The sequence below is a fragment of the Nocardia sp. NPDC047038 genome, from assembly GCF_040644075.1.
Classification (GTDB): domain Bacteria; phylum Actinomycetota; class Actinomycetes; order Mycobacteriales; family Mycobacteriaceae; genus Nocardia; species Nocardia sichangensis.
In genome coordinates this window covers 16,701-31,852 of sequence record NZ_JBEYVQ010000007.1, presented here as the reverse complement: position 1 = coordinate 31,852, position 15,152 = coordinate 16,701, and the positions used below count along the sequence as shown (strand labels likewise).

Below are 15,152 nucleotides of genomic sequence, written 5' to 3'. Positions count from 1 at the left end.
GATGGCGGTCGTCGTGGCGGCCGGGCTGGGGCCCACCGAGCTCGCCCCGCCCCGCACGCGCGTCGGCAAGCGCAGGCCCGCATGGTTTTCCGTGCCGCTGCGGTTCCTGCTGCCGGCAGTGATCGTGGCAGGTTGGTGGGCGGGTTCCGCGAGCGGAGCGATCTCCGAGCGCGTGCTGGCGGGACCGCCCGCGGTGTGGACGGCGTTCACCGAATTGCTCGGCACCGGCCAGTTGTTCGACTTCGCGGTGGCGTCGTTCACCCGCGCCGCGTTCGGCGTCGGGATCGGCGTGGCCATCGGGCTGGCGCTGGGGTTGGTCTCCGGGTTGTCCGGTCTCGGTGAGGAACTGGTCGATTCGACCATGCAGATCCTGCGCGCGGTGCCGTTCCTTGCGCTGGTGCCGCTGTTCATCGCCTGGTTCGGCATCGATGAGCTGTACAAGGTGCTGCTCATCGCCGTCGCGACGGTCGCGCCGATGTACGCCTACACCTATCTCGGCGTGCGCAACGTCGATCGCAAGATGGTCGAGGCCGCTCGCAGTTTCGGGCTGATCGGGCCGCGGCTGGTGCTGGAGGTCATCCTCCCCTCAGCGCTGCCCGGCGTGCTGATGGCGCTGCGCGTGTGCCTGTCGATCAGCATCACCGGTCTCATCGCGGCCGAGCAGGTCGGCACCAAGGAGGGCGTCGGCTACCTGGTCACCTTGGCCCAGGAGTACAACCGCACCGACTACATGGTGCTGTGCGTGGTGTTGTACGCACTGCTCGGCCTGGTCTTCGACGGGTTGGTGCGGCTGGCGGAGCGCTTCGCTATGCCATGGCGCGGACAGGTGGCGATCCGATGACCACCATTACCGAACCTGGAGCCGAGGTGGTCACCGCACCCGCTGGGGAGGAGCCGGTCGCCGTCTCGATCACCGGCCTGCGCAAGTCGTTCGGCGCCAAGACCGTGCTCGACGGCGTCGACCTCACCATCCGGCGCGGCGAGTTCGTCGTCCTGCTCGGGCCCAGCGGCACCGGCAAGACCACACTGCTGCGCCTGCTCACCGGACTGGAGGCGCCGGACGCGGGACAGGTGCTCGTCCCGGCGCGGCGCACCACCGTCTACCAGGAGCCGCGGCTGATCCCCTCGAAACGGGTGCTGGCGAACGTGATCGTCGGACAGCGGCGTTCCCGGCACAACCGCGAAGCCGGGTTACGCGCACTGGCCGAGGTCAACCTCGACGGCAAAGCCAGGCAATGGCCCGCCACGCTCTCCGGCGGCGAGGCGCAGCGCGCGGCGCTGGCCCGCGCCCTGGTTCGCGAACCGGAACTGCTGCTGCTCGACGAGCCGTTCGCGGCGCTGGACGCGCTGACCCGCCTGCAGATGCAGGATCTGGTGGGCGATCTGGTGGCCCGGCACCGTCCCGCGGTGCTCATGGTGACCCACGACGTCGACGAGGCGATCCGTCTGGCCGACCGGGTACTGATCCTGGACAAAGGGCGCTTCGCCGTGGACGTCGACATCGACGTGGCCCGTCCGCGCGACCGCGCCGACCCCGAAACCCTGCATTTCCGATCACTTTTCCTCAGCCGGCTCGGCGTGGGTAGCACCACGTCCGCTCCAAGGAGTGCCTCATGACCGACACCCTCTGGTACACCCGCTGCCCGGTGCCCACCGCGAGCGGGCTCGCGCACAGCCTCGGCTGGCTCGGCGACGCCGCCACCCGGGCCGGGCTCGAGTTCGGCGTCCTGCAGGACGCCGGGCCGGAATTGGCCGGCCACCATTTCCTGCACGACCTGTCCGGGCTGATCCGCGAGGGCGGCAACGTTCCGGCCCTGGCGGCGCGCGCCCAGGGCTCGCCGACCCGGTTGATCGGACTGACCTGGATCGATGAGGCGCAAGCCATTCTGGTCGGTCCGGAATCCACCGTCGGGGGCCCCGCCGAGCTGGCCGGTCTGCGCATCGGCGTCCCGGCGTGGGCGCGGGACCAGCCGCGCAGCTTCCCCCGCGCGATGGCCTTGCACGGTTTCGCGAACGCGCTGCGTCTCGGTGGACATACCCTCGCCGACGTCCGCGTGACCGAGATCGGCGTCGAGCGGAACCCGCAGGTGCGCACGGAGGTCCAGGCGAATCGCCGCGTGGTCACCTGGGGCGTCGAGGAGTTGCTGCGCGGCGAGGTGGACGCCATCTATGTCAAGGGGGCCCGGGCGCAAGAGGTCGCCAGGGAGCACGGCCTGCGCGTCGCGGTGGACCTGGACGCCACCGAGGCCAAACGCTTCCGGGTCAACAACGGCACGCCACGCCCCATCACCGTGCACGAGGAGCTACTCCAGGCGCGTCCGGAGGTGGTCGTCGAGTTCCTCGCGCAGAGCCTGCGCGCGGCGGACTGGGCCGCGGGCGATCTGAGCGGAGTGCGGGACGTGCTCCAGCGGGAAACCCTGTCCGGTCCGGAGGGGGTCGTCGCGGCGTACGGCGAGAACTTCCACCGGGATCTGCACCCCTCGTTGTCGGACGAGCGGATCGAGCTGATCGGCGTGCAGAAGCAATTCCTCTACACGTATGGATTCCTCGCCGCCGACTTCGACCTGGATTCCTGGGTCGCGCCCGAGCCGCTGGCCCGGGCCAGGGAGATCGTCGAGTCCGGGAAGGTCCGCGCATGACGGAGTTCTTGTGGCGCTTGCCTTCCCGTGGAGACGGCCGCCACGCCCGCCCAGATCGACGCAACCGCGGCGGATTCGGCGGGCCCGCGCCGGTGACGTCGGTGACCGACCTGCGGCCGGGGCGGTTCGGTCCGTTCGACGACCTCGCCCAGATCGTCGATGCCGCCGAATTGGCCGGGCTGGACGGCGTGCTCGCGCCCTACGATCCGCACGGCGAGGAATCGTGGATCGTGGCGGGCGGCGCCCTGCGCGGCACGCGGTACTCGCGCGTCGTCGTCGAATTCCAGCCCGCTTTCGGCACTCCGGTCTATGCCGCGAAGATGTCGGCTACCCTGCAACGCATTTCGGGTGGTCGCCTGGCTTGGCAGCTGGCCATGGACACCGATCCCGAGGACGCGCGAGCACGCGGTGATCGCGTCACCGGTGACGACCGCTACGCCAGGGCCGCGGAGTTCCTGACCGTCGCCCGTGGCGTATGGAACGACGCTCCGGTGCCGTCGGCGGGATTCGCCGGTACCGGATTCCACTACGAGGGCACGTACTACGACGTGATCGACGGCGGTTTCCGCGGCATCCTCTCCGGGCTGCCGTTTCCGGCGGTCTACTTGTCCGGCGATTCCGCGGCGGCGCTCGAGCTGTCGGCCCAGCACGGGGACGTGCACGTCTTCACCGAGACCGCGGCGGGCGTGGATACCGCGATCGCCGCCCTGCGCGAACGCGCGACGGCGGCGGGACGCGCGGTGCGCGCCGGACTGGAGCTGCCGGTCGTCGCGCGGGAAACCGAGGACGAGGCGTGGGCCCGCGTCGAACGTCAGTGGCGCGAGGTGCGTCCGGACGGCACCGGCGCGCGGCAACACGATCTGGGCGACGGCCGCTGGGCGGGGTTCGCCGAACTCGGATACGCCGCGAACATCGGCCTCGTCGGCAGCTATGAGCAGGTAGCGCACCGTCTTTCGTCCTATGTGACGGCGGGCGTCGACAGCGTGGTGCTCTCGGGACACCCGCACATCGAGGAACTGCACCGCGCGGGCGAACACCTGTTGTTCCTCGCCGACCCGGCCGGCCGCACGCTGACCGCGCAGGAGGCAACCGCATGACCATCGACATCTACTGGCGCATCGGCATGGAAGGCGACCACGCGTCGCTGCGCACGCCGCGCCGCTACAACCGCGGCCACGCCAACGGTTACGGGCCGGGCAATATCGCACCGGCCATCCGCGACGGCGCGCTCGACGGCTACGGCTACATCGACCACATGGCCGCGGTCGCGAAGGCTTCCGAATCGGCCGGATTCCTCGGCGGCCTGCTGCCGTCGTTCCCCGTGACCGACGACCCGTGGGCGGTCGCGGCGGCCCTGGCCAGGGAGACCACCACCTACCGGTTCATGGTCGCCTTCCAGCCCGGCTTCCTGCATCCGGTGCAGGCCGCGCGGATGTCGGCGAGCCTGCAGCGCGCGACCGGCGGCCGGTTGGTCTACAACATCATCAGCGGCGGCGGTGGTCCCGCCCAGCTGTGGTGGGGCGACAAGGTCGCCCACGACGACCGCTACGCCCGCACCAGCGAATTCCTCGACGTGCTGCGCGGCGTCTGGGACGGCGAGCCCTACGACCACGACGGCCGGTTCTTCCGCACCGAGAGTGCGGCGCTCGCGCCGGGCATCGCCGGTCAGCCTTTCCCCGAGGTGTACTTCTCGGGGTCGTCCGCCGCCGCGGTACACGCCGCGGGCAGACACGCCGACTACTACCTGTCCTGGCTGGAGCCGTTCGCCGATCTGCGCGCCAAGTTCGACGGCGTGCGCGCGAACGCCGAAACCATCGGCCGTACACCGAAATTCGCCGTCCGCATCGACGTCCTGGCCCGGCACACCGAGGAAGCGGCCTGGGCGGAGATCGAGAAGGGCTGGGCTTTCGTCGACCGTGGCGCGGCCGAGCGCGCCGCCAAGGGCGATTCGGTCGGGGCCGCCCGCATCCAGGGCTGGGTGCCCGAGACCATCACCGGCTACCGGGACCTCGAGGTGGAACCCAACGTCTGGTGCGGATTCAGCCTGATCCGGGGCGGTCCCGCGTTCGGCCTGGTCGGCAGTTACGAACAGGTGGCGCAGCGGCTCGACGAGCTGATCGATCTCGGCGTCGACGCGTTCATCCTCGCGGGCAACCCGCATCTCGAGGAGGCCTACCGCGTCGGCGAAGAGGTGCTCCCGCTGCTCGGCCGATCCCGGCTCACCGCGTCCGCCGCCGCGGCATCCCTTTCCCCCGCTCGATAGATTCAGGAGAGACCATGACCACCACCGAGACCCGGTTGCCGGAGTCCGTCACCGCTTTCGTCGCCGCCGCTGTTCGCGACGCCGAGAAGGCATTCCGGGTGTTCCGGGAGACCGGCACCGTCGCGGGCAACGGCACCGTCAATTTCGTGGAGCGAGTGCCCGGCGAGGAGATCGCCGTCGCCCTGAACGAACCGGGCCCGTGGGCCGATGACCGCACCGTCGCGCCGGTGGTCGCCACCTTCGACGGCGAGGTGCTGTCCGGCACCGGCTCCGCGGGATTCGTCACCGGGTACGCGAAGGTGTTCCGCGCGCATCCGGAAATCACCTCCGTCGTGCACATCCACACACCGTGGCTCGGTGGATGGGCGCAGACCCATCGCACGCTGCCGATCCGCTACGCGGCCGCGCAGCGGCTGACCCTGTCCCGGGCCGTTCCGCCGCACATCGATCGCAGCATCGGCGCAGGCGATTTCATCCTGTCCAAGCTGGTCGACGACCCGGATCTGGTCGCGATCTTCGAGGCCAACGGCGGCGCGAACGTCATCGGACGCTCGGGACTGCTGGAGCTGGCGAAGTTCGTGGTGCTGCTGGAGGAGGGCGCGCAATATCAGGCGATCGCCGAAACCCTCGGCGGCTCGGTCGAATTCGACCCGTCCAATCTCGCGGTGCAGTGGGGCCGCACCGGTCTCGCCGACGAGGCGCGCCGCCGCGGCCTGATCTGACCGGCCCCGCACATCGAGATCGAGGAGCGATCATGACCATTCGTGTCGGCTACTTCCCGCACAACAACTCCCTGTTCGTCCTGCGCCACCGTGGCATCCTGGAAAACCTGCTGCCCGACGTGGAATGGGTCGACCTGCGCGAGCTGCCGCGCCCGGCTCCGGTCGACCCCGAGCGCGGACTGCCGTCGCTGCATTCGGATCATCTGTTCGACGGCGGCTACGACTTCATCGGCACCGGCTTCACGCCGCCGGTGACCGCGCTCGCCAACGGCCGCGACATCGTCTACGTCGGTATCTCCGGGCCGCGGGTGGAGAACGGCCGCCTGGTCGCCAAGGCCGATTCCGGCATCGAGACGGTGCTGGATCTGAAGGGCAAGCGGGTCGGCATCGCCCACGGTTCCTGGCAGACCACGCTCGCGCTGTTCGCGCTGGACCAGGCGGGCCTGGCCTGGAAGGACATCGAGCCGGTGGACGTCGACGTGCACGACGGCGGCGCGGCTCTGCTGCGCGGCGACCTCGACGCGTGGGTCGGCGCGTATCCGGGTCTGGCCGCGGTCGAGGCGGCCGCCGACCTGCGCACTCTCGTGGGCACCGAATCGCTGTTCAGCCACCCCTCGCTGTGGTTTACCCGCCGGGACTTCGCCGAAGGCAACCGCGAGGCGCTGACGGCGATCATCACGGCTCTGCAACAGTCGGACGCGTGGATCAAGGCGAATCCGCGCGCGGCCGCCCAGTACTTCGTGGACGACGTGGTGGCTCGCGGCGGGACGGCGAGCCTGGACGCGTGGGAAGCCGCGCTGCGTGGCAGGCCCTTCGGTGTCGAACCCGTTTCCGAGGACTTCCTGGACGAACAGCAGCACGCGGCCGATCTCCTGGCCGCCAACGGCCTGCTACCGCGGACGGTGCGGGTCCGGGACGCGGTCGTGCCGTGGATCGGCGACGCGGTGCGCGCCGAATCCGGCGTAACGGCGTAAATCGGAGGAAACGGGCGGGCCGGGGTGTCGCAGCGATCCCCGGCCCATTCGGCTGTCCGGGAAGGTCAGCGCGGCGAGATATCCGGACGGCCGCCGTGCCTTTCGGTGGAGCGCAGCTCGAACCAATAGGCTGCGACGACGGTGGCGTAACCGGCCACAACGGCCGTCGCCGTGACGATCAATAGTGTGATGAGCAGTGGAATCAAGAAAGCGGTGTGCATTGTGCCCTCCCCGCGGTCACGGTGATCTCAGCGGAAGGTTCGGCGCCGCACTGCACCGATGTCATATCAGCCCCTGCACCTAATGAAATCCTAGAGGTCGCAGCCTTGTCCGGCACGGGGAAGGGCTGTGAGTTGAATCATGCGCACGACGGTGTGTCGCGCGGAACACCCCTTCGCAATGCGGTCTAATCGATCTTGTCACGCGTTTTCCGGCAATTATCCGGCAAACGGGATACGATCACGACGCGGAACCGCCGGAACGGCGGCCGTGGGCCTCGCAGTGCCCGTGGCGCGCCGAACATCTCGGTAGCGCAGCTCTTTCTCTCGAATTGTCTCCGGCATCACCTCGGCATGCGAAAAGGAGCACGAACGTGAGCATGATTCTCGCCGCGCTGCACGACACAGTGATCGCGCAGCAATTCGATAATCCGACCGCCGAAGAGCCGCCGCTGGCGGACAAACTGATGCAGATGGGCCGCTACTTCACCTGGTTGGTGCAGCTGTCCGGCATCACGGCGATCACTTACGGCGGGGGCAGATTCGCGTGGGAGAAATGGAACGGCGGCACCCTGCAGTCGCCGAAGATGGTCGCCAGCGCGATGGCCGGTGGCGCGGTGGCCACGAGCGCGGGCACGATCATGAACTCGATCGTCGGCTGACCCCAACCGCGCGGGCCGCGAGGTCGCGCGCCTCGAGTGGAGTCGACCGCGTTCCCGCGGCGTGGCGCTCGGTGAAGGCGTGCTCGCCGAGCGCCACGGTGGCGCGGTTCGCCGGACGGTCGATGTCGGGGCGTTCGGCCGGAAGCAGCGCGATGCCGTTGGCCTCGCGCACCGCCGCCGCCGAGCCGAGCAGCTGTGCCGCGATCTCCGGCAGGCCCAGCTCGGTGAGCGCCGAGGCGAGCGCGGCCAGGGCGAAGGCGGTGTCGCGTGGTGCGCCGATGCGTTGCGCGCCGTCGAACGCGGTCAGATAGAGGTCGAACGCGGCGCTCGGTTCGCCGCGCTGTTCCAGGATGTAGCCCAGCTCGACTTGCAGCATCGGCAGGAACAGCGGCGTCTCCTCACCCGCGGCCAGCGGGAGGGCGAGTAGTTCGCGCAGAATTCGCTCGGCGGCAGCGGTTCGGCCGTCGCGGCGCGCGGTGAAAGCGAGCACGAGCGCGGCGAACAACCGGCCCGGCTCGTACCCGTGTTCGGCCGCGATGCGCTGTGCCTGTTCGCCGAGCGCCCGCGCCCGGCCGAAATCGGTGTGCTGCATGGCGATCCAGCCCAGCCAGCACAGATGGGTGCACGCCTGCCCCCACAGCTCCAGCTCCTGCGCCAAGCCGAGTGCTTCGGCGTGGATATCGGCGGCGGAGGTCAGATCGCCGGTGAGTTCGGCCAGGCCGCCGAGCCATTCGGCGGCCTGGAGCCTGCCCCAGCGGTCGTCGAGTTCGGCGAACAGCCGGGCGGCCGTGCGGGCGTGCCGCTCCAGCGCCGGGAGATCGACCCGATTGTGGGCTGCCTTGGCCAGCGCGACGTGCGCGGCGGCCACACCCCAGCGGTCGCCGAGATCGGTGCAGACCGGAAGAGCTTTGCGCAGCAGCGCTTCCAACTCCTGCACGTCACCGGAGTCCAGTGCGGAGAAGCCGAGGAAGAGTTCCGCGCGCGCCCGCCCGGCCGGATCGTCGACCATGTCGTACAGATCGAACACGGCGGCGCGCTTGGCCGAACCGTCCTCGAAATCGCCTTGCTGGAAAGCGAATCCGACGCTCCACGCCAGCGCTCGCGCCCGGTGCCGTGGCGAGCCGCCGAGCGCCAGCGCGGCGTCGAGCCAGCGCCGCGCCTCGGTCGGCCTGCCACGCAGCTGCCAGTACCAGGCGAGCGCGTTCACCAGCCGCAGGGCCTGATCCGCGTCGCCCGCGCGCACGAAACCGTCCAGCGCCGCGCGTAGATCGGCCGATTCGTCGTCCAGCCGACGCAACCAGCGACGCTGGTCGGCGCCGTACAGCTCGGGCTCGGCGCGCTCGGCCAGACCCAGGTGGTACCGATGGTGGGCGAGGTGCACCGCGTCGAACTCGCCCGCATCGGCCAGCCGGTCGAGGCTGAACGCGGCCACCGATTCCAGCAAGCGGTAGCGCTGTCCCGCCGGGTGCACCAACGACCGGTCGACCAGCCTGCCGATCACGTCGGCGACGAGCGACGCGTCCACCGCGGGCTCGGCGCCCGCCGAGCACACCGCCTCCGCGGCCGCCAGGGTGCAGCCGCCCGTGTGCACCGCGAGCCTGCGCAACACCGCCTGCTCGGTCGCGTCCAGCAGTCCCCAGCTCCAGTCGATCATCGCCGCCAGCGTCTGCTGCCGCGGCGGCACGCCGCGATGCCCGGTGGCCAGCAGCTTGAAGCGGTCGTCGAGCCGGGCGACGATCTCGTGCACGCCCAGCGCGCGTACTCGGGTGGCGGCGAGTTCCAATGCCAGCGGTATGCCGTCGAGCCTGCGGCACAGCGTCGCGACCGACGTGGCGGCGTCGGCGTCGAGCGCGAAATCACGGGCGCCCGCGCGCGCTCGGGCTACGAACAGCCGCACCGCTCCCGCTCGGGCGATCTCGTCGAATGCCGCGTTCCGCGCGGGCACATCGAGGGGTTGCAGCGCGACGACGTCCTCACCGGGCAGCCGCAGCGGTTCCCGGCTGGTGGCCAGGATGTGCAGCCGGGGAGCCGCGCCGAGCAGCGTCTCGGCCAGATCGGCGGCGCGATCCACCACGTGCTCGCAATTGTCCAGGACGAGCAGCAGTTCCTGTTCGGCCAGCGCCTCGCACAACGACGCGGTGATGTCGGCGCCGTCGGCGGCGCGGATGCCGAGCACACCGGCCACGGCGTCGGCGAGGAACGTGGCGGCATCGGTCGCGGTCGGTTGCAGCGCGGCCAGTTCCACCAGCCAGGTGCCGTTGGCGAATCGCTGGGGCAGCACCGCCGCGGCGGCGAGCGACAAGCGCGTCTTGCCCACGCCGCCGGGCCCGGTGAGCGTGACCAGCCTGGCGTTCTCGACGGCGTCGCACAACTGCGCGAGGTCGCTGTCGCGGCCGATCAGGTCGGTGCGCTGCGCCGGAATGTTCGAGCTGCGCCGACGGGCGACCACGATCTCCGGCGGCGCGGCCTGCGGCAGATCCTGGGCCAGGAGCGCGCGCTGCAGCGCGACCAGCTCCGGGCTGGGGTCGATGCCGAGTTCGTCGGCGAGGTGCCTGCGCAGATCCTCGTAACCGTCGAGCGCCTCGGCCTGCCTTCCCGCGCCGTACAACGCGCGCAGGTGGGCCGCGCGCAGCCGCTCGCGCAGCGGATGCGCCGTCACGACTTCGCTGAGCTCGCCGGCCACTTCGCGGTACTCGCCCAGCGTCAGCCGCGCCTCCGCCAGTTCCTCCACCGCCACCAAGCGCTGCTCTTCGAGTTGCGCGATGGCGGGCTGGGCGAATGCCGCGTCCCGGAAATCGGCGAACGCGGGCCCGCGCCAGAGAGCGACCGCCGCGGCGAGCGCCCGGGCCCGCTCGGCGGTGTCGGTCGTCGCTCGCGCGGACGCCACCAGTGCGCGGAACTCCTGCGCGTCGGTGTCGGAGGCGGCCAGCCGATACCCGGGCGGCGGGGACACCACGAGGTCCCGGCCGCCGGGTTCGGCGTCTTCCAACGCCCTGCGCAGTTGCGAGGCCTTCGCCGCCAGCGTGCCCGCCGGATTGCCGGGCGGGTCGTCGGTCCAGATGTCGTCGATCAGCCGGTCGCCCGATACCGGTTGGCCAGGCGTGACCAGCAGGTCGGCCAGCAGTGCCCGCACCTTGGCCCCCGGAATCGGCACTACGGCGCCCGCATCCGTCCAGACCGTCAACGGACCCAGCACCCCGAAACGCATTGGGGCAGCCTATGCGAGCGGCGGCGGAAGGCGACCGCAAACAAATCGGAAGGTGGCGCGCCCACGATGAGAACGCCGAAGGCCGAACTCGTGGAAGGAGAGCACGATATGCCACTCATCGCGACTATCGCACGTCGAATCAGCGGTGGTGAGAGTCCTATCGAGGAGGCGTCTGCCTATCTGAACAGACCGCGCGGGGACCGCAGGGTGCACCCGGTACCCGGACAGCGACGGGTGCCGGGCGACGCCGATCGACACACGAGGCCGGGAGCCGATGCGCCACCGGTGCGGGACGTGCGATGAGGGGACCCCGCCGGGTACGGGTGGCGCTGATCGTGGGCAGCACCCGCACAGGTCGCTTCGGCCCCACGGTGGCGGAGTGGTTCGCCGGGCGGCTGGGCCGCCGCCGCGATATCGACGTGGACCGGATCGATCTCGCGGAGACCGGGTTGCCCGATCGATTACCCGATCCCGACGAGCCGCTACCGCCCGCCGTCCGCGCGCTCGGCGAACGGCTGGCCGCCGCGGACGCGTTCGTCCTGGTCACTCCGGAGTACAACCGGAGTTTTCCGGCCGCGGTGAAGAATGCCGTCGACTGGTTCGACGCGGAGTGGGCCGGCAAACCGGTGACGGTGGTGGGATACGGCGGTGACGCCGACGGCGGTCACGCCGCCGCCCAGTTGCGTCCCGTCTTCGGCGAACTGAACGCGGTCCCCATCCGCCGCACGGTCACCGTGACCAAGGTCTGGCAGCGCTTCGCGAGCGACGGCAGCTGGCCGCGCCGCGACGCGGAACTCGACGAGGCCGTCGACGCCACGCTGGACCAGCTCATGTGGTGGGCCCGCGCCTTGCGCCAGGCGCGGGCCGAAACGCCGTTCGTGCGGTAGAAAGCAACCTCGAACACCGGTTCGCCCGAAACGACGGACCGACCGTAAACAAACCGTAAGGCGCGGCCAGCAGAGTCGTTGTCGACAGCGGCACCGGGCCGCATCCGGCGACCGCCGCACCCGATGAAAGGAAAAACATGGGAACCATCGCAGTCCACGAGTTCATCGCCCTCGACGGCGTGTACGAGGATCCGTCCTGGACCTTCGAGTACGGGTTCGACCCGAAGATGGGGGAGACCCTCGCGGCGATCACCTCGGCGTCCAAGGCGATCCTGTTGGGCCGCACCACTTTCGAGATGTTCGCACCGGCCTGGTCGACCCGCACCGTCGAGGACGACCCGGGGGCGCCGTTCTTCAACGACACGACGAAATACGTCGTCGGTGCGAGCGAGCCGCAGGTGGAGTGGGCCAACAGCACCCGCGTCGGCGCCTACGACCCGGAGGTCATCCGCAAGCTGAAGGACGAGATCGACGGCGTCATCTACATCAGCGGCAGCGGCACACTGGTGCGGGCGTTGCTCGCCGACGGCTTGATCGATGAGCTGCACCTGTTCGTCTACCCGATCGCACTCGGGAAGGGCAAGCGCTTGTGGAGCGACGGCGTCGACGCGACCAAGCTCGCGCTCAAAGAGCACGAGGTCTACGCCAATGGCGTCGTCCACCTGTCCTACGGTCCGGCCGAGGGCTGATCGCACGCGGACGGGCGGCCCGTTCGGGCCGCCCGGGCGATCCGGCTCGCCGCCGGTATGGGTATCAACGCCCTCCGGTGCAGTAGCCCTCGGGGGTGTACTGGCACGGGCGCTCGTTGCGCCCTTGGTATCCGCCGTGGTTGCTGCTCCGGGCGCGCTCCCCCACTCCGGAACCGCGCTTGTCGGCGGGGTTGTGGGAGTACCGGTCGGCTGTGGTGGTCACCGTGGTTTCGGGCGAAGCGACTGCCGCCGCCATGACGACCGCTCCGCCGATCAGCGCCGAGGCCACCACTCGACGCACTGTCACGCGCTTGCTGGTGTTGTGCATTAGTTCATCCCGTCGATTAACGTGCCGTCATATAACGATACATTCATCGGTGATCCACCGGATAGCGCGTTCCCATCGGTGGGAAGCTATGTGTCGCGAAACGGGCTGTGAACTGCGGCTTTGATCAAGTTGTCCTCGCGGTCGAGGAAATCTCTACTCTGACCAACGTGCCGTTGTGCGGGTCACTCAACGGTAGATCCATATGTCCTCGCGGACCGTAGAAGGCGGGCGTCACGCCCTCGCCCCGAAGGAATCGGCGACGGGCGGCGCCATGCCGGATCACTCGCCCGGCGGCCGTGGCGTGCCCATCTCGTGCGCTCGGCGCTTGTGCTTCCAGCGGTCCGGGTCGGCTTCCAGGGCGGCGCGGTCCCAGTGGCCCAGATCGGCGGCGGCCTCGTAGGTCGTCTCGAGAAATTCGAGCAGCGCGCGTTCCGGGGTGGGGGCGGTGCGAACGGCCTCGTACGGCAGGAGGAACTGGCCGTTCTCCCGGCTGTAGAAGGCTTCTCGCGGGCCGACCGGGTGTTCGGCGAATCCCGCGGGCTCCGGGTACGCGTAGGCGTAGAAGGCGCCCTCCGACCCGCCGCCAGGCCAGAAGCCGCAACTGCTCAGTTCGTGTGAGTAACCCTCGATCATGACCCAGTCGCCACAGTTCGGCGCGCCACCCGGGTGTCGCGGAGCCGCCCGCCCTGAGAAACGGGTGCACGCCAAGTCCATCGCGCCCCAGAAGAAGTGCACCGGACTCACTTTCCCGATGAAGCGCGCGCGGAACTCGTGCATGACCCGGTCGGCGGCCAGCAGTTGCCGCCAGAACAAGGTGGCGGCCGCGGCGTCGTAGGAGCGATGTTCGTAGTCGTCGGCGAACGGGATGGCGAGTTCGACCTCGTTGGGCTTGGCCTCGATTCGCACCGGAATCCCGAGTTCCTCTAGCGCCGCGACGGTTTCGGCGTAGAAAACCGCTACCGGTTTGGGTTCCAGCGCGACCTGCCTGCTGCGGCCGTCGCTGGACCGGATGTGCAGTCGATGATCGAGGAAATCGAATTCGATGTCGAAGCATCCCGCCGGGTGCGGAATGGCGGAGGTGGTCAGCCCTCTCGGGCTGACGTAGAAGGTGACCTGCCACCAATGGTTGACCAGCGGGGTGTGTGAGAGCCTGATCTTGCCGATGATCTGCGTCCACATGTGCAGCGTCTCCCGTGTGGGAGTCCAGTCATCGACGCGCAACACCGGCCACGGCTCGGGCGCGGTTTCTGAGCCTGTCACTGCCGCACCTCCGTCGTCTCGGGATTCTCGGTGCCAGTGCCGCACGCGGACGCCTGCGAAGGCGCAGCGCAGCGCCCACCGTACCCGGTGCGCCTACGTCGTGAAGCAGAACATGCCAAGCGGTTGGCAACTGTTTGGCAACATCGCGGGCTGTGGCGGCAGCTCGGACCGATCGGCTCGGCGGACCAGAAGGAACGGCTCGCGGCGGGGCGAAGCGTCAAGATCGCCGGGGCCACCTGTCGTGCGGCGATGGCATGCCCGCCAACGGCAGCGCTGCGCTCCGATCGGTCGCCCGTGCTTTCCGGCGGGGATTCGGATCCCACACCATCGCCGCGGCCGCACCGCCGAGCAGAACCACGACGATGGCAACGATCACCACCCACAGCAGTACCACCGCTATTTCTCCAGTCATCCCCGTCCGCTCCATATGGCGCGTTATCCCCAGGCGGACAATTACTTTCGTGATTGCGAGCATTCTTCACACGTCGCGTGCGCCTGCGCGAATCGACGCGCGGATTTCGTGGTGTGCCAGCACCCGGGCACACGGAATTTGGGATACGTCTGGTAACGCATAATGGCGCGACCGGACGCGCCCTCCCGCACCGCTCACCGCGGCGCGGCCCGGCCTCGAAACCGTCCCAGCAGAACCAGAATCCGTTCCTCAGAGTTCCAGTAGGTCGGCGGTTTCCTCGCCGAGGACGGGGCCGAGGGTCATGCCGCGACCGCCGGGTCCGGTGATCACCCAGACATGGCGTTCGGCTCGTACGCGGGTGACCGCGGCGCCGGGATCGGCGCTCTGGCTGTACACGCCTGCCCAGCGACGCACCACGGGTGGCAGTCTGCGGCCCAGCAACTCCTCGGTCACCGACGTCAGGTGCTCGTAAGGAGCGTCGTCCAGGTCGAATGCGAACGGCTCGGTGTACTCGTGGGTGTCGCCGATGGTCAATCCGCCGTCCAGGCGCTGGACGCACAGCAGTTGCATCGCATGCTCTGCGGCGGTCGCGGTCTGCGATTGCTCCCGGTTCAGCGCGTCGACCTCGGGACCGGCGAAGCCGGGGTGGTAGCGGAAAGTGTCGCCGTCGGCGACGGCACGATCCTGGTCGTAATCGTCTGTGTCGGGGCTACTTTCGTCGCGGCGTTCGGCGGTCCGCCTGCGCCGGGTCCGGTGTGCGGATGGATGCGGGTAGCTCTCTGTCGATCCGGTCGCGTCGCCGTTTCGTGACTCCCCAACGGAGTTCGTGGTTCTGGAACAAATCCGGCAGCATCTCGGCAGCAGCAGGCCGCGCGCAGCTGGGTAGCCTG

Annotated in this window: 15 protein-coding genes and 1 pseudogene; 10 read left to right on the top strand and 6 right to left on the bottom strand. The window is 69.6% G+C overall.

What is annotated here, in order from left to right; genetic code table 11:
* Position 1 precedes the first annotated feature (1 nt).
* Genes ABZ824_RS23150 through ABZ824_RS23120 form a run of 7 tightly spaced genes read left to right on the top strand, consistent with a single transcriptional unit; the run spans position 2 to position 6,598 of the window.
* Complete coding sequence (locus ABZ824_RS23150) at positions 2 to 841, top strand: ABC transporter permease subunit (RefSeq protein WP_356965292.1); 840 nt, start codon at positions 2 to 4, stop codon at positions 839 to 841.
* Entirely contained in the window at positions 838 to 1,617 is a 780-nt protein-coding gene (locus tag ABZ824_RS23145; protein WP_356965291.1) for an ATP-binding cassette domain-containing protein, read from the top strand. The genes ABZ824_RS23150 and ABZ824_RS23145 overlap by 4 nt, the downstream gene beginning before the upstream one ends.
* On the top strand, positions 1,614 to 2,639 hold the full coding sequence (locus ABZ824_RS23140; protein WP_356965290.1) for an ABC transporter substrate-binding protein: 1,026 nt from the start codon (positions 1,614 to 1,616) through the stop codon (positions 2,637 to 2,639). Before ABZ824_RS23145 ends, ABZ824_RS23140 begins: the two co-directional genes overlap by 4 nt.
* Complete coding sequence (locus tag ABZ824_RS23135) at positions 2,636 to 3,736, top strand: LLM class flavin-dependent oxidoreductase (RefSeq protein WP_356965289.1); 1,101 nt, start codon at positions 2,636 to 2,638, stop codon at positions 3,734 to 3,736. The genes ABZ824_RS23140 and ABZ824_RS23135 overlap by 4 nt, the downstream gene beginning before the upstream one ends.
* Positions 3,733 to 4,902, top strand: a complete 1,170-nt coding sequence (locus ABZ824_RS23130) for an LLM class flavin-dependent oxidoreductase (RefSeq protein WP_355080483.1) — start codon at positions 3,733 to 3,735, stop codon at positions 4,900 to 4,902. The genes ABZ824_RS23135 and ABZ824_RS23130 overlap by 4 nt, the downstream gene beginning before the upstream one ends.
* Positions 4,903 to 4,916: 14 nt before the next feature.
* On the top strand, positions 4,917 to 5,624 hold the full coding sequence (locus ABZ824_RS23125) for a class II aldolase/adducin family protein (RefSeq protein WP_355080481.1): 708 nt from the start codon (positions 4,917 to 4,919) through the stop codon (positions 5,622 to 5,624).
* 32 nt (positions 5,625 to 5,656) lie between these two features.
* A complete protein-coding gene (locus ABZ824_RS23120; protein ID WP_356965288.1) occupies positions 5,657 to 6,598 on the top strand; it encodes an ABC transporter substrate-binding protein in 942 nt (313 codons plus the stop codon).
* A gap of 65 nt (positions 6,599 to 6,663) precedes the next feature.
* Here ABZ824_RS23120 and ABZ824_RS23115 read toward each other — a convergent pair whose 3' ends face one another.
* Entirely contained in the window at positions 6,664 to 6,819 is a 156-nt protein-coding gene (locus ABZ824_RS23115) for a hypothetical protein (protein WP_355080477.1), read from the bottom strand.
* A gap of 377 nt (positions 6,820 to 7,196) precedes the next feature.
* Between ABZ824_RS23115 and ABZ824_RS23110 the strand changes: the two genes are divergently transcribed.
* Positions 7,197 to 7,478, top strand: coding sequence for a hypothetical protein (locus ABZ824_RS23110; RefSeq protein ID WP_355080518.1), 282 nt, complete (start codon positions 7,197 to 7,199; stop codon positions 7,476 to 7,478).
* Here the strand turns inward: ABZ824_RS23110 and ABZ824_RS23105 are convergent.
* Complete coding sequence (locus tag ABZ824_RS23105; RefSeq protein ID WP_356965286.1) at positions 7,456 to 10,686, bottom strand: BTAD domain-containing putative transcriptional regulator; 3,231 nt, start codon at positions 10,684 to 10,686, stop codon at positions 7,456 to 7,458. The two genes, ABZ824_RS23110 and ABZ824_RS23105, sit on opposite strands and share 23 nt — an antisense overlap.
* Before the next feature lie 299 nt (positions 10,687 to 10,985).
* On the opposite strand from ABZ824_RS23105, the gene ABZ824_RS23100 reads away from it, so the two are divergent.
* Together ABZ824_RS23100 and ABZ824_RS23095 are read left to right on the top strand one after the other, a co-directional pair.
* Positions 10,986 to 11,573: an NAD(P)H-dependent oxidoreductase gene (locus ABZ824_RS23100; protein WP_356965285.1), complete on the top strand. Its 588-nt coding sequence runs from the start codon at positions 10,986 to 10,988 to the stop codon at positions 11,571 to 11,573.
* Between the two features lie 137 nt (positions 11,574 to 11,710).
* Complete coding sequence (locus ABZ824_RS23095) at positions 11,711 to 12,262, top strand: dihydrofolate reductase family protein (RefSeq protein ID WP_356965284.1); 552 nt, start codon at positions 11,711 to 11,713, stop codon at positions 12,260 to 12,262.
* Positions 12,263 to 12,326: 64 nt separating this feature from the next.
* Here the strand turns inward: ABZ824_RS23095 and ABZ824_RS23090 are convergent, their stop codons facing one another.
* The 4 genes and pseudogenes from ABZ824_RS23090 to ABZ824_RS23075 all read right to left on the bottom strand — a co-directional run.
* Positions 12,327 to 12,569, bottom strand: coding sequence for a hypothetical protein (locus ABZ824_RS23090; RefSeq protein WP_356965283.1), 243 nt, complete (start codon positions 12,567 to 12,569; stop codon positions 12,327 to 12,329).
* 300 nt (positions 12,570 to 12,869) lie between these two features.
* Positions 12,870 to 13,850 carry a DUF5996 family protein gene (locus ABZ824_RS23085; RefSeq protein ID WP_356965282.1) on the bottom strand — a complete coding sequence of 327 codons (981 nt, stop codon included), beginning with the start codon at positions 13,848 to 13,850 and terminating at the stop codon, positions 12,870 to 12,872.
* Between the two features lie 217 nt (positions 13,851 to 14,067).
* A complete protein-coding gene (locus tag ABZ824_RS23080; RefSeq protein WP_355080467.1) occupies positions 14,068 to 14,262 on the bottom strand; it encodes a hypothetical protein in 195 nt (64 codons plus the stop codon).
* 249 nt (positions 14,263 to 14,511) lie between these two features.
* Positions 14,512 to 14,940 (bottom strand): annotated as a pseudogene (locus ABZ824_RS23075) (FAD-dependent oxidoreductase); the annotation flags it as partial.
* Positions 14,941 to 15,152 lie beyond the last annotated feature (212 nt).

Excerpts from the sequence above, each read along its gene's own strand:
- ABZ824_RS23150 (WP_356965292.1), top strand. The coding sequence starts at position 2 with ATGGCGGTCGTCGTGGCGGCCGGGCTGGGGCCCACCGAGCTCGCCCCG.
- ABZ824_RS23120 (WP_356965288.1), top strand. The coding sequence starts at position 5,657 with ATGACCATTCGTGTCGGCTACTTCCCGCACAACAACTCCCTGTTCGTC.
- ABZ824_RS23140 (WP_356965290.1), top strand. The coding sequence starts at position 1,614 with ATGACCGACACCCTCTGGTACACCCGCTGCCCGGTGCCCACCGCGAGC.
- ABZ824_RS23105 (WP_356965286.1), bottom strand. The coding sequence starts at position 10,686 with ATGCGTTTCGGGGTGCTGGGTCCGTTGACGGTCTGGACGGATGCGGGC.
- ABZ824_RS23125 (WP_355080481.1), top strand. The coding sequence starts at position 4,917 with ATGACCACCACCGAGACCCGGTTGCCGGAGTCCGTCACCGCTTTCGTC.
- ABZ824_RS23080 (WP_355080467.1), bottom strand. The coding sequence starts at position 14,262 with ATGACTGGAGAAATAGCGGTGGTACTGCTGTGGGTGGTGATCGTTGCC.
- ABZ824_RS23100 (WP_356965285.1), top strand. The coding sequence starts at position 10,986 with ATGAGGGGACCCCGCCGGGTACGGGTGGCGCTGATCGTGGGCAGCACC.
- ABZ824_RS23110 (WP_355080518.1), top strand. The coding sequence starts at position 7,197 with ATGATTCTCGCCGCGCTGCACGACACAGTGATCGCGCAGCAATTCGAT.
- ABZ824_RS23095 (WP_356965284.1), top strand. The coding sequence starts at position 11,711 with ATGGGAACCATCGCAGTCCACGAGTTCATCGCCCTCGACGGCGTGTAC.
- ABZ824_RS23135 (WP_356965289.1), top strand. The coding sequence starts at position 2,636 with ATGACGGAGTTCTTGTGGCGCTTGCCTTCCCGTGGAGACGGCCGCCAC.
- ABZ824_RS23115 (WP_355080477.1), bottom strand. The coding sequence starts at position 6,819 with ATGCACACCGCTTTCTTGATTCCACTGCTCATCACACTATTGATCGTC.
- ABZ824_RS23130 (WP_355080483.1), top strand. The coding sequence starts at position 3,733 with ATGACCATCGACATCTACTGGCGCATCGGCATGGAAGGCGACCACGCG.
- ABZ824_RS23145 (WP_356965291.1), top strand. The coding sequence starts at position 838 with ATGACCACCATTACCGAACCTGGAGCCGAGGTGGTCACCGCACCCGCT.